The following is a 3662-nucleotide window of genomic DNA, read 5'->3' as shown; positions in this document are numbered from 1 at the left end:
GGGCAAACGAAGATATTTCCATGTTATTCATCAGGTGGCGAAAGACACCAGTTAGCTAGCTCATTTTTCCATAAACCTGTCTCAAACCTCCACTCCCCGTTATAATTACCCAAACATAAAACCAAATCATCATAGGGCTGTGTACAATGACGGATAACCACGAACTCGAAAAAACGCTTTGGGCCGCCGCAGACAAACTCCGTTCTAATATGGACGCAGGGGAATACAAGCATGTCGTTCTTGGCCTGATTTTTCTCAAATATATTTCAGATGCTTTCAATGGACTGCACCAAAAATTGATTGCAGGCCAGGGTGAGTTTGAAGGCGCGGACCCCGAAGACCCCGATGAATATCTGGCGTACAATGTCTTCTTCGTGCCGGAAGTCGCCCGCTGGAACTATCTCCAAGACCGCGCCAAGCAGCCCGAAATCGGCACGCTGATTGACGACGCGCTCGACGAAATTGAAAAAATCAACCCCTCGCTGAAAGGCGTTCTTCCTAAAATTTATGCCGACCCAGATTTAAACAAGCAACGCCTCGGCGAACTCGTTGACTTGATCGGCACTATCGGTTTCAGTCAGGAAGGTCATATCGCCCAGGATTTGTTAGGCCGGGTGTACGAATATTTCCTCGGTCAATTCGCCGATGCCGAAGGCAAAAAGGGCGGACAATTTTACACTCCCGCCAGTATTGTCAAATTGCTGGTCGCTATGCTTGAGCCTTATAGCGGGCGCGTTTATGACGGCTGTTGCGGCAGCGGCGGCATGTTTGTTCAGAGCGAACGCTTTGTGCGCGAGCATCAGGGCAATATCAAGCACCTTTCCATTTTCGGGCAGGAATCCAACCCGACCACCTTGCGCCTCGCCAAAATGAATCTCGCCATCCGCGGCATTGACGCGCAACTCGAACTTGGCGACACTTTCTTGCATGACAAGCATCCCGGTCTGAAAGCGGACTTTATCCTCGCCAATCCTCCCTTCAATTTCAGCGATTGGAGCGGCGACCAACTGCGCGAAGACATCCGCTGGAAATACGGCGTACCGCCGGAAGGCAACGCCAACTATGCCTGGCTGCAACATTTTGTCCATAAACTCAGCCCCAACGGAACCGCCGGAATCGTGCTTGCCAATGGCAGCATGAACAGCAACACTGGCGGCGAAGGCGACATCCGCCGGAACATGATTGACGCAGGCATTGTTGATTGCATGGTGGCTTTGCCCTCGCAACTCTTTTACAACACCATGATCCCCGCCTGCCTGTGGTTCTTCTCTCGGGACAAATCCAATCACAAATTCCGCGACCGTTCAAACGAAATTCTGTTCATTGATGCCCGCAACCTGGGAACCATGATTTCTCGCCGCAACCGCGAACTCACCGATGCTGACATCGCCCTGATTGCCGACACGTATCACAATTGGCGCAACAAAGACGGGCAATATGAAGATGAGCCGGGCTTTTGCAAAGCCGCCACCCTCGATGAAGTGCGCGCCAGCAACTATGTGCTCATGCCGGGGCGTTATGTAGGCATCCCCGAAACGGAAGATGACGGCGTTCCCTTTGATGTAAAAATGGAAACGCTCACCGCCGCGCTTGCCGAACAATTCGCCAAAGGCGCACAACTGGAACAAGATATTCGTGAGAACTTAAAAGGGATTGGCTATGAATTCTAACGATGGCTATGACCGAATTGCTTTGTACGATTCACTACCGCAAGCCCGCGAGCAGTTTGGCGAAAACTTTGATTCCTTTGTTTTTCGATTGACCCGCGCCCAAGTCGAGGCTCTGCTTGAAGGTAAAGTGGTGGCTTTTGATATTCGCGGGCGCGAATACGCTGGGTTTTTAACTCTGAAAAAAGATGAACCTGCGAACGACAGATAAAAGGGATTGGTTATGAGTTCTAACGACTGGGCTGAAGTCAAAGCAAGTGAAATTTGCAGGTCTGTTTCAGTAACCCATAGCTTCGATAAAGATCACCTTATTTTCCTAAACACCGGTGATATCGCACGTGGAAAGTTTTTTCACAGGGACTATTCTGAAGTTAAGTTAATGCCGGGGCAAGCTAAAAAATCTATTCGCAAGAATGACATTCTTTTTTCCGAAATTCGCCCGGCAAACGGCAGATATGCCATGGTGGATTTTGATGCTGACGACTACTTGGTATCAACCAAGTTAATGGTAATAAGAGCAAATGAAAAGGTATTACCCAAGTATCTTTATTTCTTTCTGACAAGTAATGAAACGACTGCATGGTTACAGCATTTGGCTGAATCTCGTTCAGGTACATTCCCGCAAATCACATTTGACCATGTAGCTGATTTAGATGTTGGCCTTCCTCCTATTCAAACACAACAACGAATAGTTGATTTCATTTCCGCCCTCGATGACAAAATCGAACTCAACCGCCAGACCAACGCGGCACTCGAAGCCATTGCCCAGGCCATCTTCAAAGAGTGGTTTGTGGATTTCACCTTCCCCGGGGCAACCGGTGAAATGGTCGAAAGCGAGTTAGGGCTGATTCCGCAGGGGTGGAGGGTCAAACCTTTAGACAAAATTGCTGAGTTTTTAAACGGCCTTGCATTGCAAAAATATCCTCCAGACGAAGACGAAGAATACTTGCCAGTTATCAAAATTAGAGAATTAAGAAACGGAGTTACTGCATCTTCTGATAAAGCAAGCAAGAATATCCCAGAGAAATTCATAATTGATGATGGCGATCTGATCTTCTCTTGGTCAGGCTCATTAGTAGTAACATTTTGGATTGGTGGAAAAGGGGCATTGAATCAACACTTGTTTAAAGTTACGTCGGATAATTATCCGCTTTGGTTTTGTTATTTCTGGTTGCTACATCATCTTGATGAATTCCAAAGAATAGTTGAAGATAAAACAACGACAATGGGACACATAAAACGAGGTCATTTATCGGAAGCGCTATGTTTAGTGCCAGAACAGATTACAGAAATGCACAGTGTTATAAATCCGATTGTAGATAGAATGATATTACTTCAACAGGAAACTTTGGCAATTGCGCGTCTCCGTGATGCTCTCCTACCTAAGTTAATGAATGGGGAAATTGAAGTATGAGTTCAGTTGGAAACATAGACATTTCTTCAAACCCTGATTTCAACCGTTGGCTAAATGAAAATTATTCGGTTGAAATTGAAGAATATACCTACCCATCTGATGAAGTGCTTTATCAAATGAGTTATTCGGATTATGTAGACGCGTGGGTGCGCTTCAAAACAGATCCGAAAATCCGACTTAGCCGAATTGAAGATGGATTCCCTACACCGATTGCCTATTACTTTTATCAGGTTCAACATAGTGCAGAAAATCCCCACCATCGCTTAGATTTATTGAAATCTTGTTGGGAATCAATAGCATTTTTCCTTTTTGGTCTGGTGGTTGGCGAAGCACGGCACCGTAAGTTGGATTTGAAATCTCTAGGAATCCGGTGGAAAACCTATTGGTCTGATCGGATTCACGACAAACTGACAATTACAGAAAATATTCTCGATTATGCTGATAAGAGTGGTATTCAATTTGGTTGTTCATCCATTGTAGATGTTCCAACGCTGGCTCAAATTAGGAAATTAAATCAAGAACGGAACGGGTTTGCACATTCAGCCGCGAAAAATAAAGCGCAACAAATGGCATTGTATGAT

The 3662-nt window shown here is 45.9% G+C and carries 4 protein-coding genes; all 4 read left to right on the top strand.

The window, feature by feature from the left end; genetic code table 11:
• Window positions 1–146: 146 nt before the first annotated feature.
• Window positions 147–1670 carry a class I SAM-dependent DNA methyltransferase gene (locus AC3DOM_RS16630; protein WP_487920156.1) on the top strand — a complete coding sequence of 508 codons (1524 nt, stop codon included), beginning with the start codon at window positions 147–149 and terminating at the stop codon, window positions 1668–1670.
• A complete protein-coding gene (locus AC3DOM_RS16625) occupies window positions 1660–1878 on the top strand; it encodes a hypothetical protein (protein ID WP_487920155.1) in 219 nt (72 codons plus the stop codon). Before AC3DOM_RS16630 ends, AC3DOM_RS16625 begins: the two co-directional genes overlap by 11 nt.
• 12 nt (window positions 1879–1890) lie before the next feature.
• Window positions 1891–3081: a restriction endonuclease subunit S gene (locus AC3DOM_RS16620; protein WP_487920154.1), complete on the top strand. Its 1191-nt coding sequence runs from the start codon at window positions 1891–1893 to the stop codon at window positions 3079–3081.
• On the top strand, window positions 3078–3662 hold a 585-nt coding region (locus AC3DOM_RS16615), incomplete at its 3' end, for a hypothetical protein (RefSeq protein WP_487920153.1). The genes AC3DOM_RS16620 and AC3DOM_RS16615, both read left to right, overlap by 4 nt.

The sequence above is a fragment of the Candidatus Desulfolinea nitratireducens genome, from assembly GCF_982879505.1.
This window is presented reverse-complemented; position numbering and strand designations above follow the sequence as displayed.

Excerpts from the sequence above, each read along its gene's own strand:
- AC3DOM_RS16625 (WP_487920155.1), top strand. The coding sequence starts at position 1,660 with ATGAATTCTAACGATGGCTATGACCGAATTGCTTTGTACGATTCACTA.
- AC3DOM_RS16630 (WP_487920156.1), top strand. The coding sequence starts at position 147 with ATGACGGATAACCACGAACTCGAAAAAACGCTTTGGGCCGCCGCAGAC.
- AC3DOM_RS16620 (WP_487920154.1), top strand. The coding sequence starts at position 1,891 with ATGAGTTCTAACGACTGGGCTGAAGTCAAAGCAAGTGAAATTTGCAGG.